The sequence below is a fragment of the Bifidobacterium catenulatum subsp. kashiwanohense JCM 15439 = DSM 21854 genome (assembly GCF_001042615.1).
Lineage (GTDB): Bacteria > Actinomycetota > Actinomycetes > Actinomycetales > Bifidobacteriaceae > Bifidobacterium > Bifidobacterium catenulatum.
Genome location: NZ_AP012327.1, coordinates 1,406,048 through 1,431,441, shown reverse-complemented (window position 1 = coordinate 1,431,441; position 25,394 = coordinate 1,406,048). Strand labels below are relative to the sequence as shown.

The 25,394-nt window shown below is 54.5% G+C and carries 26 protein-coding genes and 1 pseudogene; 15 read left to right on the top strand and 12 right to left on the bottom strand.

The features are described 5' to 3' along the window. The first annotated feature begins 14 nt into the window (after positions 1-14). Positions 15-1,376, top strand: coding sequence for a trigger factor (tig, locus tag BBKW_RS06255; RefSeq protein WP_033500998.1), 1,362 nt, complete (start codon positions 15-17; stop codon positions 1,374-1,376). 143 nt (positions 1,377-1,519) lie between these two features. Here tig and BBKW_RS06250 read toward each other — a convergent pair whose 3' ends face one another. Continuing rightward, entirely contained in the window at positions 1,520-2,269 is a 750-nt protein-coding gene (locus BBKW_RS06250; protein ID WP_033501097.1) for a YdcF family protein, read from the bottom strand. Positions 2,270-2,454: 185 nt separating this feature from the next. Between BBKW_RS06250 and BBKW_RS06245 the strand changes: the two genes are divergently transcribed. After that, entirely contained in the window at positions 2,455-3,168 is a 714-nt protein-coding gene (locus BBKW_RS06245; protein WP_033500999.1) for a GNAT family N-acetyltransferase, read from the top strand. A gap of 100 nt (positions 3,169-3,268) precedes the next feature. Continuing rightward, entirely contained in the window at positions 3,269-3,409 is a 141-nt protein-coding gene (locus BBKW_RS10205) for a hypothetical protein (RefSeq protein WP_231858458.1), read from the top strand. Between the two features lie 247 nt (positions 3,410-3,656). On the opposite strand, the gene BBKW_RS10980 is transcribed toward BBKW_RS10205, so the two are convergent. Together BBKW_RS10980 and BBKW_RS10975 are read right to left on the bottom strand one after the other, a co-directional pair. Then, positions 3,657-3,884, bottom strand: a complete 228-nt coding sequence (locus tag BBKW_RS10980; RefSeq protein WP_284699252.1) for a hypothetical protein — start codon at positions 3,882-3,884, stop codon at positions 3,657-3,659. After that, positions 3,800-3,991 (bottom strand): hypothetical protein, encoded by a 192-nt coding sequence (locus BBKW_RS10975; protein ID WP_278669314.1) that lies wholly within the window; start codon positions 3,989-3,991, stop codon positions 3,800-3,802. Before BBKW_RS10975 ends, BBKW_RS10980 begins: the two co-directional genes overlap by 85 nt. 245 nt (positions 3,992-4,236) lie before the next feature. Between BBKW_RS10975 and BBKW_RS10530 the strand changes: the two genes are divergently transcribed. Then, entirely contained in the window at positions 4,237-4,611 is a 375-nt protein-coding gene (locus BBKW_RS10530) for a Rossmann-fold NAD(P)-binding domain-containing protein (protein WP_033501000.1), read from the top strand. Here the strand turns inward: BBKW_RS10530 and BBKW_RS06230 are convergent. Both BBKW_RS06230 and BBKW_RS06225 read right to left on the bottom strand, forming a co-directional pair. Further along, the gene (locus tag BBKW_RS06230; RefSeq protein WP_048349523.1) at positions 4,553-5,308 is read right to left on the bottom strand and encodes a hypothetical protein; all 756 of its coding nucleotides are present in this window, start codon (positions 5,306-5,308) and stop codon (positions 4,553-4,555) included. The two genes, BBKW_RS10530 and BBKW_RS06230, sit on opposite strands and share 59 nt — an antisense overlap. Positions 5,309-5,581: 273 nt before the next feature. Further along, positions 5,582-6,379: a hypothetical protein gene (locus BBKW_RS06225; RefSeq protein WP_128832390.1), complete on the bottom strand. Its 798-nt coding sequence runs from the start codon at positions 6,377-6,379 to the stop codon at positions 5,582-5,584. Between the two features lie 104 nt (positions 6,380-6,483). Between BBKW_RS06225 and BBKW_RS06220 the strand changes: the two genes are divergently transcribed. The 6 genes from BBKW_RS06220 (at position 6,484) to BBKW_RS06195 (ending at position 9,773) form a co-directional block, all read left to right on the top strand. Next, positions 6,484-6,819 carry a hypothetical protein gene (locus BBKW_RS06220; protein ID WP_033501002.1) on the top strand — a complete coding sequence of 112 codons (336 nt, stop codon included), beginning with the start codon at positions 6,484-6,486 and terminating at the stop codon, positions 6,817-6,819. A gap of 25 nt (positions 6,820-6,844) precedes the next feature. Continuing rightward, positions 6,845-7,342 (top strand): nucleotidyltransferase domain-containing protein, encoded by a 498-nt coding sequence (locus tag BBKW_RS06215; protein WP_081291828.1) that lies wholly within the window; start codon positions 6,845-6,847, stop codon positions 7,340-7,342. A 9-nt stretch (positions 7,343-7,351) separates the two neighbouring features. Further along, positions 7,352-7,744 (top strand): HepT-like ribonuclease domain-containing protein, encoded by a 393-nt coding sequence (locus tag BBKW_RS10195; RefSeq protein ID WP_048349522.1) that lies wholly within the window; start codon positions 7,352-7,354, stop codon positions 7,742-7,744. Next, positions 7,728-7,955 carry a hypothetical protein gene (locus BBKW_RS09880; protein WP_052118770.1) on the top strand — a complete coding sequence of 76 codons (228 nt, stop codon included), beginning with the start codon at positions 7,728-7,730 and terminating at the stop codon, positions 7,953-7,955. Before BBKW_RS10195 ends, BBKW_RS09880 begins: the two co-directional genes overlap by 17 nt. 204 nt (positions 7,956-8,159) lie before the next feature. Next, entirely contained in the window at positions 8,160-8,330 is a 171-nt protein-coding gene (locus BBKW_RS06200; protein ID WP_231858456.1) for a hypothetical protein, read from the top strand. A gap of 579 nt (positions 8,331-8,909) precedes the next feature. Next, complete coding sequence (locus BBKW_RS06195) at positions 8,910-9,773, top strand: hypothetical protein (RefSeq protein WP_231858455.1); 864 nt, start codon at positions 8,910-8,912, stop codon at positions 9,771-9,773. Between the two features lie 203 nt (positions 9,774-9,976). Here the strand turns inward: BBKW_RS06195 and BBKW_RS06190 are convergent, their stop codons facing one another. The 6 genes from BBKW_RS06190 to BBKW_RS06170 form a co-directional block, all read right to left on the bottom strand. Beyond that, positions 9,977-10,408 carry a hypothetical protein gene (locus BBKW_RS06190; RefSeq protein ID WP_143247764.1) on the bottom strand — a complete coding sequence of 144 codons (432 nt, stop codon included), beginning with the start codon at positions 10,406-10,408 and terminating at the stop codon, positions 9,977-9,979. Between the two features lie 167 nt (positions 10,409-10,575). After that, a complete protein-coding gene (locus tag BBKW_RS06185) occupies positions 10,576-13,800 on the bottom strand; it encodes a restriction endonuclease (RefSeq protein ID WP_033501005.1) in 3,225 nt (1,074 codons plus the stop codon). A 10-nt stretch (positions 13,801-13,810) separates the two neighbouring features. Continuing rightward, positions 13,811-15,280 carry a site-specific DNA-methyltransferase gene (locus BBKW_RS09965; RefSeq protein WP_231858532.1) on the bottom strand — a complete coding sequence of 490 codons (1,470 nt, stop codon included), beginning with the start codon at positions 15,278-15,280 and terminating at the stop codon, positions 13,811-13,813. After that, positions 15,202-15,891, bottom strand: a complete 690-nt coding sequence (locus BBKW_RS10965) for a hypothetical protein (protein ID WP_051920312.1) — start codon at positions 15,889-15,891, stop codon at positions 15,202-15,204. The genes BBKW_RS09965 and BBKW_RS10965 overlap by 79 nt, the downstream gene beginning before the upstream one ends. Beyond that, positions 15,888-16,604 carry a DUF4391 domain-containing protein gene (locus BBKW_RS06175; protein WP_033501006.1) on the bottom strand — a complete coding sequence of 239 codons (717 nt, stop codon included), beginning with the start codon at positions 16,602-16,604 and terminating at the stop codon, positions 15,888-15,890. The genes BBKW_RS10965 and BBKW_RS06175 overlap by 4 nt, the downstream gene beginning before the upstream one ends. Continuing rightward, positions 16,601-19,888, bottom strand: coding sequence for a helicase-related protein (locus BBKW_RS06170; RefSeq protein WP_033501007.1), 3,288 nt, complete (start codon positions 19,886-19,888; stop codon positions 16,601-16,603). The genes BBKW_RS06175 and BBKW_RS06170 overlap by 4 nt, the downstream gene beginning before the upstream one ends. 128 nt (positions 19,889-20,016) lie before the next feature. On the opposite strand from BBKW_RS06170, the gene BBKW_RS06165 reads away from it, so the two are divergent. The 4 genes from BBKW_RS06165 to BBKW_RS06155 all read left to right on the top strand — a co-directional run bounded on the left by BBKW_RS06165 (position 20,017) and on the right by BBKW_RS06155 (position 24,307). Further along, positions 20,017-21,363 carry an ApeA N-terminal domain 1-containing protein gene (locus tag BBKW_RS06165; RefSeq protein ID WP_033501008.1) on the top strand — a complete coding sequence of 449 codons (1,347 nt, stop codon included), beginning with the start codon at positions 20,017-20,019 and terminating at the stop codon, positions 21,361-21,363. Positions 21,364-21,569: 206 nt separating this feature from the next. Beyond that, complete coding sequence (locus tag BBKW_RS06160) at positions 21,570-23,348, top strand: DUF262 domain-containing protein (RefSeq protein WP_231858454.1); 1,779 nt, start codon at positions 21,570-21,572, stop codon at positions 23,346-23,348. A 25-nt stretch (positions 23,349-23,373) separates the two neighbouring features. Further along, the gene (locus BBKW_RS10960; RefSeq protein WP_231858531.1) at positions 23,374-24,036 is read left to right on the top strand and encodes a DUF4268 domain-containing protein; all 663 of its coding nucleotides are present in this window, start codon (positions 23,374-23,376) and stop codon (positions 24,034-24,036) included. A 73-nt stretch (positions 24,037-24,109) separates the two neighbouring features. Further along, positions 24,110-24,307, top strand: a complete 198-nt coding sequence (locus BBKW_RS06155) for a hypothetical protein (RefSeq protein WP_033501009.1) — start codon at positions 24,110-24,112, stop codon at positions 24,305-24,307. Positions 24,308-24,566: 259 nt separating this feature from the next. Here BBKW_RS06155 and BBKW_RS10850 read toward each other — a convergent pair. Next, positions 24,567-24,644, bottom strand: a pseudogene (locus BBKW_RS10850) (RarD protein); the annotation flags it as partial. 59 nt (positions 24,645-24,703) lie between these two features. Between BBKW_RS10850 and BBKW_RS06150 the strand changes: the two are divergent. After that, positions 24,704-25,378: an alpha/beta fold hydrolase gene (locus BBKW_RS06150; protein WP_048349520.1), complete on the top strand. Its 675-nt coding sequence runs from the start codon at positions 24,704-24,706 to the stop codon at positions 25,376-25,378. The last annotated feature ends 16 nt before the right edge of the window (positions 25,379-25,394 follow it).

The window sequence follows — 25,394 nt, the reverse complement described above, 5'->3', positions numbered from 1 at the left end:
TCAGGAGCGCAAGCGTGAAAATCAGCGTCAGGAATCTTGAGCCGACCAAGGTGAAGCTCACCATCACCGTTGATCCGGAAGAGTTCAACCCGTATCTCGACAATGCTCGCAAGGAAATCGCCAAGCAGGTGAACGTGCCTGGCTTCCGTAAGGGCCACGTGCCCGGCAAGATCATCGACCAGCGCATCGGTTTCGGTGCTGTTGCTGGCGAAGCCGTGAACAACGGCGTGCCGGAGCTGTACTCCAAGGCTCTCGAAGAAAAGGGCATCCACCCGATGGCCCAGCCGGACATCGACGTTCAGGAAGTGCCGGAATCCGCTAAGGACGAGACCAAGCTGAAGTTCGTGGCCACCGTTGAGCGCCGTCCGGACATCGAACTGCCGGCAATCGACGGTATGGAGATCGAGGTCGCCAAGGCTGAAATCACCGACGAAGACATCAACAACCGTCTGGAAGCCCTGCGTCAGCGTTTCGGCACCCTCGTGGGTGTGGACCGCCCGGCCGCCAAGGGCGACTACGCCAACATCGACCTGACCGCCGAAATCGACGGTGAAGTGGTCGACTCCCAGGAAGGCGTGAGCTACGAGCTCGGCTCCGAAACCATGCTTGACGGTCTGGATGAGGCCCTCGAAGGCCTGTCCTCCGGTGAAGAGACCACCTTCGAAGGCACGCTGGAAGCTGGCGAGCACGAGGGCGAAAAGGCCCAGGTCAAGGTCAAGGTCAACTCCGTCAAGGCTGAAGAGCTGCCGGAACTCGACGATGACTTCGCTTCCGAAGCTTCCGAGTTCGACACCCTCGACGAGCTGAAGGAAGACCTCAAGAAGGCCGCTTCCCAGGATGCCGAAGGCCGTCAAGCCACCGCAGCCCGCGACGCTTTCATCGCCAAGCTCGAAGAAGGTCTGGAGATTCCGGTGCCGAAGGGCGTCAAGGCTGAAATGGTTGAGCAGCAGCTCAAGGGTGTGACCGCTGATCCGGCCAAAGCCACCAAGGAGCAGAAGGCAGAAGCCGAAGAAACCGTTGAGAAGGAACTGCGCGACCAGATGGTGCTCGACGTGCTCGCCGAGAAGCTGGACATCAAGGTCTCCCAGGCCGACGTGTTCAACTTCCTCGCTTCCATCGCCCAGCAGTACGGCATGGATCCGAACGCCTTCATCCAGGCCATCATGCGCAACGGCCAGCTCGGCTCCGCAGTGCAGGAAGTCGGCCGTTCCAAGGGTCTGCTTGCCGGCATGCGTGCCGTGACCTTCAAGTCCGAGGGCGAAACCTTGGACCTGAGCGCCTTCCTCGGCGAAGCCGCTGAAGATGAAGAAGTCGAGAGCGTTGAAGCTGCTTCCGCAGCCGCCGCGGTGGCTGACGAACTCGCTTCCGAAGAGTGAGCTTCTCTTAATGCCTGACTCGCGAGAGTCATCTTTCTAAAGCGTTGAGGGGTGAAATCCATATGGATCCCACCCCTCAATTTATTTCGTATTCGGTTTCGGCATCCTTAAACAGGGCAAGACAGAGATTGCCGAAACATGAGTTACAGCAGGAATTTGATTTCGGCGAAAAACTCGCGAACCATATTGTTGACGAGCATGTTCGGGGGAGAGCCAGCCGCAATGCCTTGGGCGTTGTCCAAACCATATTTGTCGGCAATCTGCAACGCGCGGAACATGTGGAAATTATTGGTGATCACGCCTATGGAAGCATTATCGTCGTTGATCATCTTCTTGCTGTTGACGATGTTTTCCTCAGTGGTTTTTGAATCCGGCTCCTCAAGAATGCGCTGTTCGGCAATACCATGTTCCTTAAGATAGTCAGCCATGCCTTGGGCTTCGGGGAACGGTTCATTCGGTCCTTTTCCGCCGGAAACGATGCAGATGGTATTCGGATTCTCATCTAAATATTCGATGGCCTTGTCGAGACGGTAGCGAAGCACAAGGCTTGGGCCGGACTTACGCACCTGGGCGCCGAGCACCACCACATAATCAAGATCCGGTTTGCCCTGCGCATGCATTTTACTGACGATACAACTTTCCACTGTGCCGAACACGACCAGACCAATACACGCGACCGCAATCAATATGCCTCTGACCAGTCTTGGCAATATCGTCCACCACCGGAAGAGCAGACCGAATCCGAGTATCGCGAACAAAACTGCGAACGCGAGCCAAACAATCCAGAAACTCGTGCCGGAATGCGTATTGCGCACGGCGAAAGCGTAACATGCGCATGCCACGGCGAGTACTAAGCATAGAGTGCCTGTGATTCGTCTAATCAACGTTGCCATGATGAACCTCTCATTCATTGCGTGTCGCACGCAATCCTGTCTCATCCTAAGCACGTGGCCCCTAGACTCCCAAGCGTCGCACGCCAATGCCAACAAATCCTGCGCATTCCTGCTATTGCAATACTATGTGCATTATGCCATCCATGAACGGAGCTTTGGCATGGCTGCGGCTAGGATGGGGGAGCATGACTTCAGAAACGATTATGCTTCGGACGATGCGTCGCACGGATTTTCCTGCGCTTGAAGAGCTTGTTCGACAGGCTTGGTATGCGGATGATGAGTCGGATAATAACGGGAATGTTCCGAACGATGAGCGCGAGTTGCGTGAGTACAAGCTACGCAAGGCGATTCGTCTGCGCAATATGCACCGACTTGCGGCAATTGACATGCATGATTTTCTTTCTCGCACCACCGAGGCTACGGTCGCTGAACGTGATGGTCGGGTGCTTGGCGTGGTATTGGGATCGTTGAGGTCCCGTGTTACCACAGCGCAGAGGATACGTCATGCTATTACGCGAAATTGCTTGGCGTTGCCCTTGTTGGCAAGCAAGGATGGTCGTCGAGGACTTGCCGATCAGATTGCGATTTTGAAGGTCGATGAAGTGTTGAAGCGAGATGCCGGCAAAAGCTATCAGGCTGAGGTAACGCTGTTCGCGGTTTCTCCGGAAGCGCGGGGCATGGGTGTCGGCCGTAAGCTGTTCAATCACATGCTTGACGTGTTTCGTGATGCTGGAATGAACGAGTATTTCCTCTTCACTGACACTACCTGCGATTACGGTTTTTATGATTACCGTGGTTTGACGCGTAAAGCGGAACGTACCATACGCAGGGATTCCTTTACTCAAGGTGGTTTGGAAGACGGTTCGCTTTCCTTCTTCCTGTACGAGGGGCGCTGCTGAACGTTCCTGCCCATCACCGTGAAAGGTGAGTGATTGAATCGCTGAGTTCATTGGCTATCCGATTTGGTGGGGCGGAGCCGCATGGCCGGCCAATCACTTTGTGACCGACCATGACTTCATCGGCAAGAAAGTCATTCTATTTGCCGCTTCTTCGTCATTACCGCTGGGCAGCAGCGGTAATGACTTGGCGACCATGATCGGCACCGGTGATTGGCAGGAAGGGCAACGGCTCGGCCGGTGAAGTCTCCTCTTGGGTGGAGAGCCTCGACCTCTAACTCAGCTATATATGTATATAGGGCAGATTCACGAGGCTGTCCGATGCTATCTGCCTTATACATAGGAGCAAAAGCGAGTTAGAGGGTATGTTTCGTACCCTCTAACCCGCTTTTTATCTATAAGACCTGCCATATATAGGCGAGATGCATGGGGACGCGGGGTGAAATCTGCCATACGTAAGGGCGGATACCACCCCGCAGAGTCAAGAGAAGCTAGTTTCGAGTGGTTTCCTTGAGCGTGGGAGCCAAAGTGTCGGCCAAGGCCTTCTCTCCTGGGCGAGAAAGCGGACCGACTAGCTCATGCGCGGTATACGGCTCCTCGATGTGGGCTATGTCATCTTCCGTAAGCTGCACGCCTAGCGCGGCGATGGCATCATCCACGCGTTCTGGCTGCGAACAGCCCACGAGATAGGTACGGTCACGCCCTTGGCCCAGTGCCATGCAAGCGCAACCTGAGCCATGGGCACTCCGTGATGTTCGGCTACTTCAAGCACACGTTCGACGATGGGCATGTCTTGGTCTTGCGCCTGATCATACTTGTTGCGCATGATGCCGTCAGTGGTGCTGCGGGTGGAATTCGAATCTCATGCCGTGCGTTCATGGTTCCGGCAGGAGACCCTGGCGCGATGAGCAACGAATGGCTTGAACCGGTCGATGCGCAAGCGTACGAGTCCCTTGCCTGAACAGACGGACGCATACATGTGATTCAGCCGGGGCCAAGTCAGACTCGGCTGAATCTATTCGCCACTCACATGCGAAAGGCTTATCTCATGTCTATCCTAAGGCGGGACGGGTGGGAATCGAGAATAATCGCAAACTTATCGTCAATTGCCTGCCGTTGACGCCATCCGAACAAGCGCAGTTCATGCGTGCAGCCAAAAGCGTACCGCAAGAATTCGTAGGCGATCCGGCGCAGCGTGGCAACATGGCATGGACGGCCATCATCCTCGAAGAACTCAAAGCTCGAGTCACCGCCATCATCGGCAATGTTGATCCGGGAACATGCCGACAGTGTCCCAAACTCGAATGGCTTCAAACCTGGAGTGCCGGAGTCGACAAATACCAGCGACCCGGCATTCTACAGCCTGGATCCATGCTCAGGGTGGAATTCACTTTGATTGGTCGGCGCACCGGGATGCAAGCCAGGCGAGGATCTGCTGTTCGCTGACGGGCTTGAAATCCCATGCGTCGAGCCCCACGTTCACACTTCGCGGATCGGTGCCGTCGGGAACGTCCTGATGCGTATGGCCGTAGAGCAGCCAGCCTTCGGTGGTAGGCGCCATATCGGCGAACTCGTTCCAGTTGTTCGGCCAGTCGCTGTGCTCTTCGGCCAATGCCGAGAGTCTGGGGAAGTGGCTCATGGCGATGCTTTGCTGCGTGGTCGCCACCGTTATTTTGCCGGATTCATCGAGAACGGGAAGTTCCATGTCGATTTCGCAGTAGTCATCGATGGTCTCGAACACGTTTTCGTATAGCATGTCATTGAACCGGAGGCGGAAGTTGCGGTCATGGTTGCCGATGATCAGATGCAGATGTTGGCAGTTGATTCGGCGTAGACATTCAAGCGTGTGCTCGACGGTGCAACGGTAGGAGAGATCGCCGAGAATCCACAGTTCGTCGTCGTGTCCGACGATCTCGTTGATATTGTCGATGATGGTGTTCTCATGACGTGCGATGTCGCAGATCGCTTTGAACGATGTCTGATTGTCGTGCACATATTGTTTGATCCACGCGTGTGCGGCGGCGCGGGTCTGCGTCTGCCAGATGTCGAGGTACTCAGCACGTAGCCTGCCATTGTTCAGGAACCCGCGCAGCGCGGTGACCAGTGGATGGCCGAAATGCGTGTCCGAAGTGAAATAACGCATGCGATTCCTTACTATATGCGGTTGCTGGATGCTTTTATCAATGATAGAGCGCAACATCGCACGAATAGCCCTCCCCAAAATGCTTGTTGGCTTGTTTGTGGCACCGTTTGCCGATTATGGCGAGTATGGGCGTTGGAATTCCAACGCCCATACTTCGTGTTTCGGCGTTCGTATGCCTCAAACAAGCGAAGTGGCCGTTTTCAAGATCCCGCAATGGCCAGTACCACTTTGGATTCGTGTCGGCGGTCGATGTTTGGGACGGCCCATCGGGATTCACTCTTCGTGTTGCCACTGCAGATCGTACTGGTTGAAGTCATCGGCCATGACCGCATCGAGCATCCGCTGTAACATGCGGCGTTTCGGGTACATAAGACGAAGCCTGTCTCGTTGCCGTTCCGCCAGATCCTTCGCACCGGAATCGATGCAGCGTTTGATGATGCTCGCGATGACGATGCGGTTTTCGGCGGTGTCGGTTTTCAATGGTTCGGTATCCGGATCCTGCAGCGGTCGCACGAGTTCTGCCGTGATGTCCGCCGCGCGCGTGCGCATGGCGACCTGCGCCAATTCGTCGAACATGAATTGCCATTGCGGCTCCCGTGTGCCGAAGAACACCGCATCGGAATTGTCGATGTCCGTACGCGCATGCAGGTATTGCCATGCCTGTTCGCTCAGCTGTTCCTGGATGATCAGCCGTTCCATCATGCGGTTGCGCGCAAGCGAGAACAGCCTGTCACCGTATTGGCCGAACAGTTCCGTGATACGCGTGAGGACATTCGGCCAGTCGTCGGCGGCAAGCGCCTTTGCCATGGGAAGGTACCGGTCCGCGGGCGGGATGTCCGAAAGGATCGCGTACATGGCGAGCCGTAGCAGAGCCTGCGTGTCGTCCTGATGCTCGTAGGCGGCTTCCAGGATATTCAGCCATCCTGCGGGAAGTTGCGCTCGGCGGGGAGGGCGGCTCTCCCCGAAAGAGAGGTTTTCGTCGTCTCCGAAGACGTCGTTTCCCTTTTCCGAGTCGTTGCCGGCGCGTTTGCGCCGGGCCTGGTCGTCGATGTCGAACTGGTATGTGCTCAAGCCGGGATTGCACGGTAGGCCGTCGTGCATGCGTTCGATTTCGTATTGCAGCGCGGTGTCGATGTTGCCGAGTCCGAAATACCGTTCGAGGATGTCTCGCAGTATTGGCCTTCATTTCCATCGACTGCTTTTCGAACCGCACCAAATTCAAGGTGAAGACGCATTCCGGCCGCGAATTCGTGGTGCATACGGACGATTTGAGATCCGTGGTTCTCGATCATCCGCTATGCATGGGACTTGATATGAATACCGTGGTGAGCAAACTGGAGGATTTGAATATCACGGATAAGGCCACCCGTCGAGAACACATACGCATTCTGCAGACTGCGCATGCCAAGGGAAACTGGACTTCAGCCGAAAGCTTGCGGAGATATGCGAAGGAGCGGACTAATTTCTTAGATATGGCATTCGACGTTCCGTTCAAAAGGTTTGCGCTGTAATTAGCTTGTAAGCTAATATGTTGGTATGGAAGTAATGCACGAGCTTAATGAAAAACGCAAGCGATTGGGTTTCTCGCAGAAAAGTGTGGCTGAATCCATGGGCGTGACTGATCCTGTTCTGTCGCGTGCGGTGAGAGGAAATCCAACGCAGGCTTTTATTCAGCGTTATAAAAATGCGCTTGATGCGATTTCGCGGGCCACTACACCGCAGCAGATAGCGGACATTGCTCGTCCTATCGCGCTGAGGCATCATGTCAATGAATTGTACCTGTTCGGTTCCATGGCTCGCGGCGAGGGACGTGCGGATTCAGATATCGATTTCATCTACCAGTTTGATGACACGGCTAATCCAATGATTGATGAGTGGGCTTTGCGCGATGAACTCGCATCGACTTTTGGTCGGGAGATCGACTTGGTGAAAAAGCGATACATCACCACTGAATTGCAAGATAGGTTTGCTGAGATGCAACGGGTGATATTCGTCAATTCCATAACCTCCAAACCGATGTTCCGCATTATCTGAGGTGTGCTTATGAAAACGACTGAAAAAGACGTCCTGCATATCGTCGCGATAGTTCGCGCGCTTCATGATGCGCAACGATTCCTAGGAGAGCTGAGCTCTGAGGAATTCGCTGAGAATGATGAGAAGCAGAATGCCGTGGCTATGGCGATTGCCAGAGCGGGGGAGCATGTCAAGAAGCTTTCGAAAGAATTCCGCGAGTCAGAGTCCGGTGTTCCATGGCGTGGTGTGAGCGGCATGCGCGATTGGATTGCCTATGATTATGACGGGCTTGATTTTGACCGCCTATATTATGCCGTAACTCATGAAATACCGCAGGTATTGGCGGTTCTGCAACCATATGTGGAACAACAAGCACAGGTACAGCTTACGGGGAAGGACCCTTTTGATGTGCCGCGGATCTGAGGGGAAAGGTTCTGAATATGACATTCCAGTTTTTGCTGGGTTGTGTTCACACGAGCCTGACTACAAGTTGTTTCAGGGCGTTCGTAGTGATTTGCTTCGTGCGGAGGCTCAGGAATACGGGTTACTGCCAGATGATGCCGTTGATGCGAGCATCATTCCCAACGATATGCTTGGCGAACTTGGGCTGATCGCTGAAGAGGTGGGGCAGTAGCTGTGCGGGATGACTGCATGCCTTGTTGCATACTGGTTGATGAGCAAAAAGAGCCTCCGGATTGAGCATTGTTAAGAGGCCTGGAGGCTGCTGTTACTGCTCGTAGTAGCAGATAGATAAAGAGGCCCACCGCATTTCAGGACGTAAACGTAGCCTTGGGTGGGCGCTGATACACAGGACTATACACCAGCACTGATACGTAATTTGAACGGTGAATTCGACGAGACCGACATGGAGCTCCGCCCGGAATTCAGAAAAACCGAGTCCTCGGAAGATGGCGGAGTCGTTACGATTCACGCGATTGAGATTGACGACTGGAAAACCGATGGGCTGGAAGATATTAAAAGGAGGAGTCGACGCATCGACTCCTCCTAGGTGTCGCCCGAAGGTTTCCATCGCAATTGACTGAATAATTTAGCATGAAACTCAACGTCACACGACGATAGAACGTTTTTTCAATCGTTTCCATTTGAAAACTTCCTTGTCTCCTGGATCTTCCTCACAGCCTGCGAACTTACGAGCTTGCTGAAAACCGGTTGAAGAAGCGATGCTCTGTATTCTGTCGACTCATGGTGTTGGAAGAATCTTTTTCATTACGGTTATGGTTTTCGGACATTACCTGCTTATGATGGGATTGCGACGGGATTCGGTTTCTGATGACGCGATTGTAGTTTGATTATTTCCTGATCCCATACCTTGTTGTGTGTTTTACTGACAAAGAGTTTTAGGAGGAGCATCGTTGATTTCCTTGGCGATTGAACATGCCACACGAATGACGAAGTAGTAATCAAGATACTGAGCGCGCGCACATGCGCAAGCATGCCTTGACTGATTTGCTGACTTGAGTGCAGGCAGTATCTCCGGAGCCCCGTCGCGCTCGCGAAGAAAACATGGCTCATGGTGAATGCGGATCGTCCGCATGTTATCCATCGAGCAAACAAAGGAGCGAATACCATGGGCGTTAAGCGCAATGCGTCTTATCAGAATGAAGAGAACATGGCCAAGAAAACCGACGAAGAGCTTTACGATGTGGCGATAAATATGATCGGAAGCGTTGCGAAGCTTCCGGTTATTAGGGTTGATAGGGAAGCGTTTCTGCGGCAGCAATTCGCCGATTCGGAATATCTCGATGAGATTCTGGAGCATGGCCCGCAACATGTATATACGGTGGAGTCGTTGCGGAAAAAGGCGGATGGGGTGATCAAGAAGTCGACGAATCAGACCACTCTTGCCGCTTTTGTGGCAGGAATCCCCGGCGGACCTGCCGCCGTTGCTGCCGGAGGTGCCGATGTGGCCCAATACTTTGGTTTCGCGATCAATCTGGCGCAGAAAATCGCCTATCTTTTTGGTGAGGATGATCTGTTGTCCGACGAGTCGGAGCTGAGCGAAGATGCTAAAGTGCGCATTCTCGTCTATTTGGGCGTAATGTTCGGCGCGTCGGGTGCGGCGATGCTGATAGGAAAAGTCGCCAGGGAAGTCGGCAAGAATATGGGCAAGAAGGTCGCTCAGCAGGCTCTGATGAAAACGACCTGGTATCCACTGCTCAAGAAAATCGGTGCACTGGTCGGCAAACAGGTGGTGAAGGAATCGGTCGGGAAGGCCGTTACCAAGGTTGTGCCCATTGTCGGCGGTGCTATTTCCGGGGTGATAACCTATGCGACGTTCAAACCCATGGGTGGCCGATTGGCCGATACGCTGGTACGCAACTTGAACGGTGAGTTCGACCAGGCCGGCATGGAACTCCGCCCGGAATTCAGACAAGCCGAACCTTCGGAAGATGGCGAAGTCACGATCCATGCGATTGAGATAGACAACTGAGAAGCGGGGGACTGGGTTGCTGACGGATAAATAATCTGCCGGCAACCCAGTCCCATCATCGTTGTAGCTGGCTGAAGAGATCGCTATTCTTCGAACGCCTTGTCTACGAATTCGGCGAGTTTGCCTTCTTTTGCGAGCTGGGCGGTGTCGGCCATCGCGAAATTCGTGTATATATCCATCTGGGGCAAAATAAGTATAAAAAATTATTTCGAAGAGTCTGCTATCCTTCTGAATAATTTTCTCCTTGACTTGTCGTTTAACAAGTTTGCCCTTTTCTGATTCTGTTCTTCCACTATTTGGCGGTAAGCCTTGCCTAATTCATCTATCGAAGATTGATAGGTATCTTCTGGTTCAATTGCAGCATCTTTTTTGATGGGAATCCCGAACATGCTCATAGCCTCTACCGTGGTAAATTCTCGTACTTTATATGCGGCTTTTCTCAGTTCATCAGTGGTTAGGGGATTCGCCATCAGAATCTCATAAGCGACAAGAACATCTGCCATGGTTTCTTTAGGACTGGTGCTAAATGCAGAATAGAATCGTACGAGATCTTCTCGCAAATGCTCAAGGTTCGAATCAATTTGTTGGATTTCTTTCTCGTTTGAAGAGAGTAATTTTTGCGTTTGTTTTGTCATGCGCGCAACGTGAATCGTCACGAAAATGTTGACAACACTGATTACTGATGGTACCGCTATTCCCCATATGTCCATTGCATTATTCCCTTGGGATGCGTCTGGCTACGTTAAACGTCACTTGATTGGTAGTCATTGATAATTGAAGGTCTGCCAGCTAATTCTTCTCGTTATTGCAATGCTTTCACTTCGTCAAGCAGGGTCTGATAGGTGGTGGCCTGCTCGTAACGGGTTCCATCTGCGAGATCGAGTTGGTTGAACAGTCGTTTCGCGCAGGCTATCTTGCTGTTCTCAATTCCACGCAGGTCGAATGATTCCAGGCTGCCCTTGGTTTCGGCGACGAAGAACAGGTGCTTGAGACCGCTGTCGTCGCGGAAGGCCACGGCCCAGTCAGGGGCGTAGTTGCCGACCGGGGTCGGAATCTGGAATCCACGCGGCAGTTTCGCATACACCGCGACTTCCGCCGCGTTATCGAGGTCCTTGGCGAAATCGCTTTCGATCCTGCCATCGGGGAACACCCAGTCCTGCACGCACTTAGACGCCTGATAGCCTTCGGCCTCATCACGATTGTTGCCGCCCTTGGTGAAGATGCTCGAATCGTATCCGCCTTCGATCCGGTCGTAGCAGATATGGTCAACGACCATGTTCGCCTTCTCCTGAACAATCAGACGGCCGACCCTCGCGATGAACTGCTCTGGATTGTCTCTGAACATGAGGAACCGGTCCGGCCGAATGCTCTTGAGGATGCGTGCCGCACAACGACGCGTGATGGTCGCAGCCTGCGCGATCTCGCCAAGCAGATCATATTTTACGCCGTTGGATGCGTCGACATCCAAGTCGTCGGTATGGGAGTCGTTCCTGTGGAAGTGGGTGCGGTCCGCGAGCTCGTTGCGTGAAGCGTTCTCCTTCTGGATGCCGCGCGTGACCGTGTAGGACAGTTTCGATACGACCAGACGCTCGTCAATTGCCTTGACTGCGTTTTTGACGAGTTCGTCGTCGTCGAAGCTGACGGTATACGCATACTTGTGGTTGATGCGCCTCCAGAGCTCCTGGAACTCCTTCTTCTGCCAGTTGGCATTGAGCGGATTGCCATGTACCTTACGCTTCAATGCGTTGCCGATCAGCACCTTGGTGGTGCCTTCCACCACGCTGTCCAGCACGAGACGGATTGCCGGGACCTTCTTTCGCAAGGGTTCTGGCAGAAGTTCCACCGTATCCTTGCCGAAACGCTCTTCCTTGTACTTGCCGGTCAGCTTGCCGTCGCGGTCGATGAGCCGGTCCACGGTCAGCGCGTACACGATGTCACGCGCCTCGTCCTTGCTGAACGACACGTCTCCCAAGCCCGCATACTCCGGACCGAGCTTGTCGGCCGGAACGCATGTCTTGGCGAAGAACGCATCGTTGATGACGATTGGCCGCTCTCGCAGGTCGGTCTCGATGTCCTTCTGCAGGCTTTCGGCGAACCTTTCGTAGCTTTCCGACGCGATAACGGTCAACAGGTTCACGTCAAGGAAGTCCGCGTCGCTGAGCAGGTTACGATCCTGACGCACGCCCTCGCGGTTCACGCACAGGCGTAGGCCGCGTCCGACCTCCTGGCGTTTGCCGACCTCGTTGTCCGAATGCTTCAACGTGCAGATCTGGAACACGTTCGGGTTGTCCCATCCCTCGCGCAGCGCGGAATGGCTGAAGATGAACCTCGTGGGCTCGTCGAAGCTCAACAGTCGTTCCTTGTTTTTCAGAATCAGGTCGTATGCGCTGATGTCGTCGCTGTCTTCCGACCCGCGTTTGACTTTCGAGTCGATGGAATGACCGTGCTTGTCGATGCTGAAATATCCCTTGTGCACGTAACGGCCGTGTGTGGTGCGTAGCCAGTCGAGATAGCTGGACCCGTCGTCGAGACGGTTCTCGACGAAATCATGCACGCAACGGTCGTACTCCTGCTCGAACATGTTCGCGTACTCGCCGTTCAACGGCTCGCCGTCATCGTCGTACTGTCGGTATTTCGCGACCTCGTCGATGAAGAACAGGCTCAGGCATTTGATGCCTCGCGCCCACAGGTGCTCCTCCTTGTGCAGGTGGGAGAGGATGGTCTCGCGGATCTGCACGCGGCGCATGTCTGCCTCGGATCCGTCGTTCATGATACGGCCCTTGCCGAGCGTCTCGCCATTCATGAACCGCACGTAGCCGGTCCGGCCCGGCTCCAGGCCGTCGGGCACGATGCCGTCCGGAGCGATGCGCCAGCCGTCGCGGTACGCCTCTAGCCCGCCGGACGCGGTGTAGACATCGTCGCCCTCGTCGAACAGTCCGGACGTGGTCACGACCTTACCGGCCGAGGACAGCTTCTTGTATTCGATACGGGCCTGCGGCGCCCTGTTTTTGCTGACGATGACGTCCTGCAGATACAGGTAGCCGTCGGTGCCGCGCATGTTGTTCAGCTCGAAGCCCTTGACCTCGATGCGCTTGACCAGACGCTGGTTGTACGCGTCCAGCGCGTCCAGTGCATACACGAGGTCGTGCTTTATCTTGTGCGTGGCGGAATAGTTCAGCGTGAACAATGGTTTGAACAGGCGTATGCCCGCCTGCGTGGCCTTGCCGCCCATCTTCTGCGGCTCGTCCAGGATCATGATCGGATGGCTCGCACTGATCACGTCGATCGGGCGGCGCGAGCCGAAATCGTCACGTTCCGAGAAGATGATTCTCGCGTCCCTGCTACGCCCGTTCTCCTTCATGGACGTGTTGAACGCCTGCATGTTGATGACCATCACCTGGATGTCCGAGGACTGGGCGAATTCGTCCAGCCGGTTCAGATTCGACGAGTCGTAGATGAAGGAGTGCAGTTTCTTCCCATAGCCCTCGTTGCCGTCGCGGCCGGACGTGTAGAAATAGTCGCCTGTCATGTCCAACGATTTGGCGACGCCCTCGCGGATGGCGATGGACGGGACCACGACGATGAACTTCGACCAGCCATACCTGCGGTTCAATTCGAACATGGTCTTCGTGTATACGAAAGTCTTGCCCGTGCCGGTTTCCATCTCCACGTCCAGTTCGACGGCACCGGCCGGATCCGTGTACAGCTTCGGGGATTCCGTCAGGTTCTGCCGGCATTGCACGTTTTTGATGTTGGCGAGCAGCCTTTCGCCGTCCAGCAGCAGGTCCGCGTTGCGGTAGCCCGTGTCGTCATCCGCGTCGAAATGGCCGAGCATCTCCTGCGCCGGCCTCAACTCGGGGATATCGAAAGTGTCCTGAGCGGGATTGAGCACTTGGGATGCGGGCTTACGGATACCGGTGTCGCGGATATAGGAGACGCCATCCTGCAGCGGCTGGCCGTCGAACACGTCGCATACCGCGTCCGCAGCATCGGTCTGGTACTGGTATTGCGAGAATTTGAATTGCATATCGGTGACCTCAGATGATGCGGATCTGCGTGGCGCCGGTCTTCTCGTCGGCGGACTGCTTGAAGATCTCGGTGAAGTTCGTACGCGCAGCACTGTTCAGAAAACCGTTCTCGGAGACCAGCACATAGGACGGACGCGGACTGAACGCCGCCATCGCGCGGACCAGCGATTCGGGGATACTGTCCTCGAAGCATGCGAGCAGCTGGCCGTCGTTTACGCTGTACACGGTGTGGCCGTCGAACTCGCCTCCCGACAGGACGTCGATCTTCGAGCCGTACGGCAACTGGAACTTCGGCAGCGCCTCGAACAGCAGATCCAGATCGGAACGGTCCATTTTCGTGATGTCCACGTCGTCGTCGATGTCCTTCTGGGAATACTCGTCGACGAGCTTGCGCCTGTCCTCGTAATTCGAATCATCCACGCGGAGCACACGGAAGCCGATGTCCGGCACCTTCTTGGGAGTGCCGTCGAGTGTCAGTTGCGCATTCTCCGCTTCAATCTCGGACTTGATTTTCTCGCCGGCACGGCGGATGCGTTCCTCGCCGATGTCCGTGAGGGTCGAGTATTGGCCTGTTGTCTCTTCAGGCAGCTGAACAAGGATGAATTTACGCTGTCCCTCATCATCGGCATTTTTCTGGATGACGGCTTCGCCCATGGTCGCCGAGCCGGAAAAGAAATCCAGAACAAGAGAGTTCTTATCGGAGGCGATGTCAAGCATGCGTTTCATCAAACGCGTCGGTTTGGGAGAATCAAAAGGTGCCGAATCGTTAAAAAGTGTTTTAAGCTGTTTTTTCGCCTCATCTGTATGGCCCACTTCAGAATAAGGCCAAAGATTGGTTGGCATTTTCCCATCCATGGAATCAAGGTAACGTTTAAGACGCATTCCGCCTTTACCTTTGTTGGTAAAGTACAGCCGTGGCCAATGACCTTTGTCATATCTTTCCTGTGCTGCCTTGAAAGTAGCCTCGCATGGATTTTTAAGAACGAGTGCTTTAACTCCTTTGCGCACATCTTCAGGGGATACTCCGCAGATTTCAGCACGCCTTGCTTCATCATGAATATCACGGAACTCATATTCCGCCCATTCATTCATTATTTCCAGCATGCTTTGCCCTCCGAACGGGCGGTGCCGCCCGTTCGGAGGGCAAAGCATGCTTCCAGTAATAGGATGCTGAATCGCATAGACCATGCCCTGATGGGTTGCGGCACCAGGAGCTGCCGCATCTCCTGAAGACCATGGTCTTGGATCGCCATCAGAACTTGCATAGCGATCGTCCATTTCTGTAGTGCGTTTTAATCTTTTTGGAGTCCAGCCATCTTGCTTTGCATAAATTAAAATATGTTCTGTCTCAGTTGGAATACCTTTGGAATCGTTTCTTGGCGAATATGTTTTCTGCCAAATCACGTCACCCACGAAATTTGATTCGCCGAATATTTCATCGCAGATTGCACGCAGATTCTTTGATTCGTTGTCGTCGATGCTGATGAAAATGGCACCATCCTGGGTGAGCAGATCACGTGCAAGCAGGAGGCGTGGTAGATCATCGAGCACCAGTCGGAATGGAAACGCCCGTTGCTTTCCGGATTGGCGACCAGGCGGCCTCCTTCCTCGTTGTATTCTCCGCTTTCGGCATTGAATTCGTCATGGGTTTGGGAGAAGTCGTCGTCGTAGACGAAATCGTGGCCGGTGTTGTAGGGCGGGTCGATGTAGATGAGCTTGACTTTGCCGGCGTAGTTCTCGCGCAGGAGCTTCAACGCGTCGAGGTTGTCTCCCTCGATGTACAGGTTCCTGGTGGTGTCCCAGTCCTTGCTGCGTTCCTTGACGGGTCGCAGGGTCTTGGCGATGGGTTCGAGGGCGAGGCGTTTCGCCTCGCGTTTGCCGGGCCAAGTGAACTGGTAGCGTTCTCGGTTGCCTTCCGCCACATCACCAAGTCGCTCTTTCAGCGCGTCGAAGTCCACCGTGCGTTCGGTTCTGCCGGTCTTCGGGTCGGTAATCTCGGTGGTCACGTCTGGAAACAGGGCGAGCAGTCTGTCCACGTTCTCCCTGGTCAAATCCGGTGTGATGCCGTGGATCTTCTCGATGTCACTCACAGTGTTTCTCCTTGTTGTTCCTGTTCGAGCTCGTGCCGCTTGGCCTGCAGATCGTCCCATAGCCTGTTCCGCTGGCCTATCTGGACGGTCCTGGCGTGGCGTCGTTCCAGCTGGTCTATTTCTTTGATAAGTCTCATTATGCGCGTGCGGGACACGATGCGTCGGTCGACGCGCGTCGGATCCGACGAGCTGAGGATGGTCTCCGCGCACAACGACTCCCATACAGTGTCCAGATTGGTTCCACTCAGACGAATGAGTGCGGATTCGCATTCCACCGGTTCTCCCATATGAACCGAGCCCTCCATGAGCCCTTCGGCCACGTTCGCGTTGCGAAACACCGCGAATCTTGTCATGCCGCCATTCACGCAGACGAACAGGATACGCGACCTGTGATGGGTCAGTTCATCACGGGTGCGGGCGATGTGCTCCATGACCTCCAGCGGCGGATGTTCTGTGGATTGCTCTAGGCCAATCACGTTGATTTCGTTGGTGAACGGTCCTGTCGGTATGCCGGTCTCCTGCTCGCGGATTACGGCGAGCATGGTGATTGAGTCGATGTCCTCGATGAAATGCTGCCGTAAGCGTTTGCCTACTTTGGTGTTCGTATAGAAGCGTTCTTTGGCGAGCCGTCCCCTCGGATGCATGACCGCGGTGGTGCTGGGCAGTCCCAACGTGAGTGCGGTCACAGGTCCGCATGATTCGATGCCGCTCATGACTTACCTTCCGTTGCAGGACGGATGACGAGGAAACAAACTAGTTCGAAATCGTCGAGCCCCTTCACATTCTCGTCAAGGAAATTCCCCATGGATCCGGTGAAGAACCCGTCCGCGGCATCCATGTCGTCCTGGTCCATGATGCTTCCGACCGCGTCGCGCAGCAGGCCGGAGGCGTGGCGCATGTCTCTGCCGTCATGGGTGAACCGATTGTATGCGCGGCATAGGCGCGGATCATATGTATCCTTGCCTTTGCACAGCTTGCGCATCACGTCGAGACAGTCCTTGGCATTCAGATGCCCGTGCAGGATCCTTCTGTCGTCGCCGACATGTACGAGATAATAGGGGTGGATCGGGTTGCGGCCCACGGCCTTCACGTCCTTGTTCGTGTTGCGCAGCACGAACAGGATGCCAGGCTCGTTGCCCTCGACCACAGCGTTGATGCCCGTAGGTGTGCGTTCTATGTCGGGGTTGTCGCGATGATAGCCGACTAGATCCATGCGGAACTCATTGAGACCAAGATCAGTGATGCTGACGCCGCCGTCCACATCTTCAAGATCAAGTGTCTCGTCCTGCATCTGCCTGAGCTGACGTTCCCTGTACTCCAAATCTCCCTTCTCGTCGAGATTGATGTAGTCATCGTCGCCGGTGGAAGCCATCACAGCGACCTTCATGCGTGCCTCGACCCTGTCCTTGAGCCTGAGGTACTTGTCGAGATCCACGTCGGGCCAGTAGTTGACCAGTTGGATACGTTTGTTCGTCGAGCCGATACGGTCGATGCGGCCGAAACGCTGGATGATACGCACAGGATTCCAATGAATGTCGTAGTTGACCATCATGTCGCAGTCCTGCAGATTCTGCCCTTCGGAGATACAGTCTGTGGCGATCAGAATGTCAATGTCCGTGTCCTTCAGACGGGGCGCGGTCAGGTTGCGTTCCTTCGAGACCGGAGAGAAGCAGGCAAGGATGTCGGACATGTGTCCGCCGACCTTCCTGACCGTGCAGCGTCCCGGATTCGTGCCGGTCACCTCCGCGGTGTTCAGGCCCAGCATGCCGGCATACTCGCTGACGTGTTCGTACAGGTAGTCGGCGGTGTCGGCGAACGCGGTGAAGATGAGGAGCTTGCGATTGCCGGGGTTGATGGGCTGGTTCTGCTTGTCGCTGATGGTCCGGTACAGACGCTGCAGTTTCGCGTCGTGCGCTGCGTCGATGCCGGCAACCATGTCCAGCAGGCGGTGGATAACATCCATGTCGCGAAGAATGCAATCGCGCCAGGTGCGCCAATCCATGTCGGACAGCAGGAATCTGGTCTTGCCTTTGGTAGCGAACTCGTCCGGATCCATACTCTCCGTATCATCCTGGTCTAGGTCGAATCCGTCGTCGAAACGATCAATATCAATTTGCTCAAGCACGCCGGTGTCGTAATGTTTGGCACGGTATTCCTCATACGAGTCGATCGTGCCGACCGTATCCGACATGTAGCCGAGCACACGATCCAACGTCATGCGGAACGAGTGGACGCTGCTCTCGAAACGTTTGAGCAGGTTCGTGGCCATGAGCTTACGCACACCAGTCTCCCGGCCCCGGATGGTCAGGCCTTCGATTTTGTCATCGTCGAAGTACTTGCTCATGCGCGATTCGAGCACGAACTCGGACGGGGTGTACAACGCGAGGGTGAGCCTTTCCAACTCGTCATAGATCTCGTCGTAAGACACGCAGTCGCTTTCCGTGGACAGCGCCGGGCGGATGGTCTGCGGGCGGAGACGTTCAGGGAAGCCGCCGATCGCATCCATATCGTAATGGTTACGGATGTGGCGGCGGCTGCGCGCAACGGTGACCTGATCGAGGATACGGAAGAAATCGAAGTCGAGCATGTCCATCAGACGTTTGGTGTTGCGTTCCTCCGGTTCGAGTTTCGACCAGACACCGTAAGCCTTCTGCGCGTTACGGAACACCATATCGATATTGGTGGAAAGCCCGAGCTTCCTGGACCATTCATCGCCTTTGTCGCCGTAGGCCAATTCGAGCTGGTTCTGCAGATCGCGGAAACGATTGTTCACCGGGGTGGCGGAGAGCATAAGCACCTTTGTAGGCACGCCGGAATGGATGACCTTGTTGAGGAGCTTCTGGTATCGGTTTTCTTTGTCGTCGGCCTTGGCGGCGCTGTCTGCGCCATTGCGGAAGTTGTGCGACTCATCGATGACGACGAGATCATAGTTGCCCCAGTTGATCCGTTCAATCGGGATGTTCATAATCGTATCGCCCCGCGTGCGGCTCAGATCCGTATGGAACAGCACATCGTAACGCAGATGGTCGCCGGCGATTGGATTGTTCGTTGCGTTCGACCGGTACGTGACCCAGTTGTCCTTGAGCTTCTTCGGGCACAGAACAAGCACGTTGCGGTTGCGGGCCTCGAAGTACTTGACCACGGCCAGTGCGGTGAACGTCTTGCCCAAACCGACCGAATCGGCCAAGATGCAGCCGTTGTATGTTTCGAGCTTGTTGATGATTGCGAGGGCCGCGTCCTTCTGGAAGTCGTACAGCTTGTTCCAGATCAGGCTTTCACGGAAACCGGTGCCTTCCTTCGGTAGCACATCCTCGGAGATGTCATCAAGGAACTCGCTGAAGATACGGTACAGGGCCATGTAGTAGACGAGTTCGGGCGGGTTTTCTTGGTACATGCGCTCGATGCCGTCGATGACCTTGTCGGTCACGTCATGCAGGTCGCCGCTGTCCCAAGCACTATTGAACTGGTCCAAGAAGCCTTTGGCTGCAGAGCCGTCCACTTTGGCGACGCCTTGATAGGAGGCTGCGTGTCGGCTCACACCTAACTGCGTGGTCGTGAACTCGTTGAACGGCATGTACGCGATGTGCTCGTCGCCATGTTCCACTCCGAGAAACTGGGCTATATTTGACCCTTCAGAGAATGACATGAAACGAGCCTTCTTGCGACGGATCCAGTTGGCGCATTCCGTGGCGATGGCCTTCTGCGTGAGCTCGTTGCGCAGGCGGATCTCCAATGGAGTGCCATACAGGCTCTGTTCGCGTTCCAAGCGTGGGATGTAGAATTCGCGTTGTTCCTTGGGGGTGGCGTCCTCGGTGAATGTCTTTGACGTATAGATGAAACGGAACGCGCCTGCATGTTCCAATTGTTCGCGCAGCTCCCTGTACGCGTACATCGAGAACGAAGCCGCCGCGATGGAGATTCGGTCACCTTCGCGTATGGTCTGTACGAGGTCGTCCTTGACCAGCGAGGTCCTGTTGTCAATAAAGCCTTGAGTCACAGCACCTATTTTAGTGGAGGAGGGGCCAAGGGGCAGTAGCGACGCCTTAACATTTGTCAGGGTATTGCATCGTGTGAGTATATACGATTGTTCATGAGTGAGTAATCAGCGCGAAGAGGAAGACCAAAATGGACAAGAAATTAGATTTGACGGAACCGATTATTGCATGGCTATTAAAACCTGATAGCAATTGTGCAGAAGTAGCAGCCATGTTGCGTGATACAGGGAAACGCTTCGAACTCACTGTTCCATTCAGAGACAATTTTGACAAATACCAGCAATGGTTTTTATCGAGTGGAATGGTTGTTCTCCACGATAAGCCCCTTGAGCCAGTGGAATTGCCGAACATAATTCGTACAGTATCGAATGGCAGGTTTTATACCCTTGTGGGATGTCGCGTGAGTGGTTCTGTATCTGCGGGAACTGGGACGGGAGTTGTCGTTCCGACATACGTAGTTTTCGGGAATAGTAAAACGAATTTCGGAAAAATACATGCGATGCGTTCTGGCATTCCAGGTTTGTCACCGTGGTCGGGAATTTCCTCACTTTCGCTTTCTCTTGGTGACGGTTCTTCAAAGAAAACTGAAGTGATTGCGGAACCGCGCAATGAGATCGTGGTCGATGCGTCAGTGGGATTGAAGCTGCGGCCTGGTTGCTCTGTAAAGACTTCTTTGAGGAGAGATGAGGTTACTGCTCGACAAATGGTCTTCATCGAAACTAGGACAGATGAATTGCGGGATTGGACATGGCATTTGTTTTATCATCGCTCGTTGATGAACCTGCTTACTATTTCTGATTGGGTTCCAAGAACGTTTGCTGACTTGGAGGTTCTTCGGGACGAGGATTTCTACGAATTAGATGGGGAAAAGAGAGAGATGTGGCATCCTGTTTTGTCATATATGCCGCGAGTCGACCGTTCCCATTTTGAGAATCCTGAGTCTCAGTATCTCTTTTGCTTTTCCGACATCCGTGAAGAAGGAATTCGGAAATGGCTTGAACTAGTAGATAGATGTCAACAAGGAATGACTCTTCTTGCCTACGTGGCGAAGGAACAGGAACATCTTGCCCTTGAAACGTTGAATATGCTGACGGGGACCATGCTTGACTGCATTGGATGGTATGTCGTAAAGACAAAGAACCAGATAAAGCGTATGAAACGGAATTCCAAAACCGGTGAAATGCAATCTGCCGGTTTTTACCAAATGCTTGAGGCTGTACAAGAGGAATTAGGTGGTGTCTTTCCATTTACTAATAAAGAAGATTGGAAAAGGGACATGAGAAAGGCATTCGTTGGGAATAAGCATGGCGATGCGGAAGGTGTGGATTTTCAAACAATGTATGACGTGACTATGGAGTCATTGGTCATTGCGCGAATGTGGGTAGGTCTGCAATTAGGTGCTGATGGGAATACGTTGAAGGAACGTGTCTCTTCTGATGAAATTGGTAAGAGAGTTAGTCGGTTTATTGCATGGTAGTGTGTCGAGTCGGAAGCTGCTTTGTAGCATGCTTCTACGGACATCAAGTCAGGCTTCTTGCTTTGGAGAGAAGTGCATCTAATTGGACAGATACAACTAATTGAAGTATCCAAAGCTTTATAGTGTGGTGATGGCAACTGTGGCCAATAAAAAGTCCAGTAAAACTCTTTTCGAGCAAGTAATCATTTAAGAGAGGGGAAAGCACCATGGACGCTGGCAAGAAAATTCTGCTGGACTTATTCACCGGTTCGCTTCGGTTCGTGGTGCCGGTGTATCAGCGCAGATACTCATGGGGCGAGGCGCAGTGCCGGCAATTGTGGGCCGACATCGTAACGGCTGGCAGGTATCCTGACAGAACCCATTTCACCGGGTCGATCGTATGGATGCAGGAAGGCGGCATCGGCCCGGACGGCGTCAGCCGGTGTCTGCTCATCGACGGCCAGCAGCGCCTCACCTCGGTGACCCTGCTGCTTATCGCACTGGCCGAATACGCCCGCGAACACCCTGAGAAACTGCGATTCTCCGCAGACATGCTCATCGACCGTGGCTATCTGGTCGACAAGTACGCAACCGGCGAAGGCCGCTACAAGCTGACGCTTTCCGGCGACGATAGGGAAGTGCTGCACAGCATGTGCGACCATGTGGTCGCCCCTGATCGGCCGAACCATGCCAATACGGGTTCCCGGCTGGAAGCCAATCTTGATCTGTTCCGTTCGCTGGTCGCCGCAATCGATGATGCGAACGTGGTGTGGAACGGTTTGCAGCGTCTCGAAGTCGTGTCCGTCACCTTGGATCAAGAGCGTGACGAACCGCAACTGGTATTCGAATCAATGAATTCCACCGGGCTTGATCTGGAGACTTCCGACCTGGTACGCAACTACATGCTCATGGGGTGCCCCATGGCCGAGCAGAACACCCTATACGCCGACTACTGGCTGCCCATGGAACGTGTTCTCGGCAACCTCTCATTCGATGCGTTCCTGCACGACTGGATGGTCGTCACATTGAAAAAGCCCGTAACCAAAGGTCGCGCCATGTATGCGGAATTCAAACGTTTTGCGGCCGACAGTTCCTTGTTACGCATGGAACGCGTGCGAAATCTTCTCGAGAACATGCTGGAATACGCCAAGTACTATGCTGCTATCAAAGGCGTTGTCGCCGCTGGCAGTGGCGACATGAATGTGGACCAACATCTCGACCTGATTCAAAAACTGGATAGCACGGTTACGGACCCGTTGGTTATGTACATGTTCGCGGCGTGGAAGCACCATTGCACAAACCGCGACGGATTGCTGCGTATGCTCGCGGATCTTGAATCGTATCTGTTCCGCAGAATGGTCTGCTCGGTATCCAGCAACGGATTGAACAAGCTCGTTCCGTCGCTGATCGTCAGACTTGATTCGGCTGAAGATGATTTAGCCGAAACCTTCGCCGCGCTGCTGCTCACCGAAACTGCCAAAGCCACGCGCATGCCCACAGACGAACAATTTAGGCAGGCGCTGCTCGGCGAGGATCTGTACCGCCCGGCTCCGCGGTGCAAATATCTGCTTGCCGGATTGGAAAACCACAACCACCCCAAGGATCCGCGATCCTTCAGCGAATACACCATCGAACACATCATGCCGCAGAACGCCATGGCACATGCCGAATGGCGCAATATGCTCGCCGACCCCGACCGATTCACACTGCTGGTGAACAGTTTGGGCAATCTGACATTGACCGCATACAACTCGGAGCTTTCCGACGGAACATTCGAACAGAAGAAAAACCGCGCAATCGGCGGATACGATAGCGAATACCTATCCATTTCCGCAGAACTGCACGATGCTTCGCAATGGAACGAACAGGCAATCGCGCAGCGAGGCACCCGACTTGCCGATCTCGCATTGCAGGTGTGGGCACGCCCCACAGCGGGGAATGGAGTTATGCAGACTCTGCGCAATCGGAACGTGAACCAGGGGGGAACGCGAACAGAATGCCGTTGATGTCGCTGATCTATGCAAGTGGGGCATTCTTGCAGCTGGAGCCGCACTGGAAAGCCGGTATGCCGGCATAACCGCCACGGCAACCGTAACCGAAGACCACCGCATCCGCCTGTCCAATGGCGAGATATTCGACAGCCCATCCGGCGCATTCCGCCGCGCCAGAATGCTCGAAACCGGCGAGAATAAGCAGATCAACGGTTGGATAGTGTGGAAAGTTGCGGACGGCAGAACCTTAGACGAACTGCGGCAAGTCAGCGGCAATATCTCGCTGCGGCGCAGCTTCTGGAACGGCCTGTACGAATATGCCGCAACGCGACTCGACTTTGTCGACGTGTATGGCGATCCGTCCGGCCGCAAGACGAACAGCGACACGTGGACGAGTTTCGGTGTGGGCTTGGGTTTCTGTCACCCGGATGGGGCGTTGAATATTCGAGGCGGCTATATTGCGGTTGATCTGTACTTCACCGACACGTTCCAGTACACGAAGCTCTACACTATGAGGGATTCCGTTGAACGGATACTGGCAAATCTGGGCGAGGTGATGTGGGACGAACCGGATGCCGACAAGAAGAACCGATGCCTTTGGATGCGCCGTGATGTGGATTTCTCCGGTGACATGACGGAAGCCTACCGGTGGATGACGGACGGGCTGCTCGCCATGCGCAATGTGTATGAGCTGCTCGGCTGATGTTTTGGTCGTTTCGACTGCTGTGCGTTCAATGCTTCATACAATGAACGTAGTCATCCGAAAAGAGGCCGTCATGAAATACGGGATGAGGAAACCCAGCTGGAAGAAGAGCCTGTCCGCGCGCACGAAAGGCCGTGCCACCCGCGCGGTCAAGAAAGCGTTGATCCCCGGCTACGGCAAGAAGGGCATGGGATGGCTGCATCCCAAGCGCAAGCTGTACAACACCGTCTACAAGAAGACCACGTTCAGCCTGTTCGACTTGTTCAAGTAACCAGGGCTAGGGGGGGATCACATGTGTTCCAATCCAGACACGTACGAGTTCCGACTTTCATTAGACCTTCCTCAACAGAGCGCCGTTCCTACTGATACGTTTTCTGCCTTGCGGGAAGTCCATGAATATTCAGCGGAGAACGGCCCGCGTTTCCACACGGCTGCTGAGATGTTTGATTCTCTGGGAATATGACAGGTCCTGCCATGAGAACATTACGTATGGCGGGATCTGGTTTTGTCGCTGTTGAGCTGTCGGACACTCAGGCGAGCATGGCCTCGATGTTGTTGCCTTCCGGATCGTGCACGAAAGCGGCGTAATAGGTCGGTCCGTAGTTCGGCAACCAATGCATGGTGAACTGACGGAAACGATTGTAGCCGGCGCCGCCTAGCATGCAATATGGGAAACGACGCCGGCCACAACGACCGGCCAAGACGGACGGAACACACGAAAAGGCGAATCAAACACAGCATGGGCAAGAACGGCACGCAACCAACAACGAAAAACGTCACACCGGCGGTCACACCATGGGGTAAGAACCGTGTGAAGAACACCGAAACCGGCAAGCACGTGCTCATCATGCCGGGCATTGGATACACCGTAGACCGACCGCTGCTGTACTGGGCAGCGCAAGCGCTTGCGGCCAACGGATGGTTCGTGGACCGGCTCGACCTGAAACTGACGGAAAGCGTCGAGTTTCCGGAAATGATCGCCTGCATGGAACGCGTGGTCGACGAATGGCGCAAGGCGGCGCTCGAACATGCTGCCGAATCGGGTGAGGAGCCGCATTTGCTGGTTGTCACCAAATCGCTCTCCACACTCTCATATCCGCATTCCGCAAAACTAGGATTGCGCGTGGTGCTGCTCACCCCGGTGCTCAACCCGCCGCCATTCGACAGGCACAAGTCGGTCATTCCCGCGCCGCTGCCGGGAACTGCCGGCAGCCCGATGCCGCTAATCTGCGCAGGTGACGCCGACCCATACTACGATGACGCCAAAGCGCATTTGCTCACCGACCATGTGCGCACGTACGCTGGTGCCAACCATTCCATCGAAGTGCCGGACGATTGGTAGACGTCGCTCGACTACC

What these genes read in the sequence shown, in the direction of transcription:
- BBKW_RS06250 (WP_033501097.1), bottom strand. Translation starts at nt 2,269, where the DNA reads ATGGCAACGTTGATTAGACGAATCACAGGCACTCTATGCTTAGTACTC.
- BBKW_RS06245 (WP_033500999.1), top strand. Translation starts at nt 2,455, where the DNA reads ATGACTTCAGAAACGATTATGCTTCGGACGATGCGTCGCACGGATTTT.
- BBKW_RS10980 (WP_284699252.1), bottom strand. Translation starts at nt 3,884, where the DNA reads ATGGCACTGGGCCAAGGGCGTGACCGTACCTATCTCGTGGGCTGTTCG.
- BBKW_RS10975 (WP_278669314.1), bottom strand. Translation starts at nt 3,991, where the DNA reads ATGCGCAACAAGTATGATCAGGCGCAAGACCAAGACATGCCCATCGTC.
- BBKW_RS06230 (WP_048349523.1), bottom strand. Translation starts at nt 5,308, where the DNA reads ATGCGTTATTTCACTTCGGACACGCATTTCGGCCATCCACTGGTCACC.
- BBKW_RS06215 (WP_081291828.1), top strand. Translation starts at nt 6,845, where the DNA reads ATGGAAGTAATGCACGAGCTTAATGAAAAACGCAAGCGATTGGGTTTC.
- BBKW_RS10195 (WP_048349522.1), top strand. Translation starts at nt 7,352, where the DNA reads ATGAAAACGACTGAAAAAGACGTCCTGCATATCGTCGCGATAGTTCGC.
- BBKW_RS09880 (WP_052118770.1), top strand. Translation starts at nt 7,728, where the DNA reads ATGTGCCGCGGATCTGAGGGGAAAGGTTCTGAATATGACATTCCAGTT.
- BBKW_RS06195 (WP_231858455.1), top strand. Translation starts at nt 8,910, where the DNA reads ATGGGCGTTAAGCGCAATGCGTCTTATCAGAATGAAGAGAACATGGCC.
- BBKW_RS06190 (WP_143247764.1), bottom strand. Translation starts at nt 10,408, where the DNA reads ATGACAAAACAAACGCAAAAATTACTCTCTTCAAACGAGAAAGAAATC.
- BBKW_RS06185 (WP_033501005.1), bottom strand. Translation starts at nt 13,800, where the DNA reads ATGCAATTCAAATTCTCGCAATACCAGTACCAGACCGATGCTGCGGAC.
- BBKW_RS06175 (WP_033501006.1), bottom strand. Translation starts at nt 16,604, where the DNA reads ATGAGCGGCATCGAATCATGCGGACCTGTGACCGCACTCACGTTGGGA.
- BBKW_RS06165 (WP_033501008.1), top strand. Translation starts at nt 20,017, where the DNA reads ATGGACAAGAAATTAGATTTGACGGAACCGATTATTGCATGGCTATTA.
- BBKW_RS06160 (WP_231858454.1), top strand. Translation starts at nt 21,570, where the DNA reads ATGGACGCTGGCAAGAAAATTCTGCTGGACTTATTCACCGGTTCGCTT.
- BBKW_RS06155 (WP_033501009.1), top strand. Translation starts at nt 24,110, where the DNA reads ATGAAATACGGGATGAGGAAACCCAGCTGGAAGAAGAGCCTGTCCGCG.
- BBKW_RS06150 (WP_048349520.1), top strand. Translation starts at nt 24,704, where the DNA reads ATGGGAAACGACGCCGGCCACAACGACCGGCCAAGACGGACGGAACAC.